The organism is Streptomyces beijiangensis, from assembly GCF_017315755.1.
Lineage (GTDB): Bacteria > Actinomycetota > Actinomycetes > Streptomycetales > Streptomycetaceae > Streptomyces > Streptomyces beijiangensis.
The window spans coordinates 1-242 of the sequence record NZ_JAFLRJ010001360.1 but is presented as its reverse complement, the minus strand read 5'-3'; the positions used below and the strand labels follow the sequence as shown (position 1 = coordinate 242).

Annotated in this window: 1 protein-coding gene; it reads right to left on the bottom strand. The window is 71.1% G+C overall.

The features are described 5' to 3' along the window. A partial coding sequence (locus J0695_RS41825; protein ID WP_443727186.1) for a dioxygenase family protein occupies nucleotides 1-242 on the bottom strand: 242 nt, incomplete at both ends.

Below are 242 nucleotides of genomic sequence, written 5' to 3'. Positions count from 1 at the left end.
TGGTGAAGGAGTACGAACCGTCGGTCTCCGAGGTCAGCATCCGTCCCGCACCGGCGCGACGCGTTGGCCTGCCACACCTCGATCAACTGGCCGCGCACCGGGCGGCCGTGGCTGTCCAGGAGACGGCCGCTGACGGTGATGCGCTCGCCGAGGGGTTCGCCGGTGTGCTGCCGGGTCAGGTCGCTGTCGAACTCCGTGACGTCCGCGGGACCGAACACCGGGCCCGTCAGCTCCACCGCCTC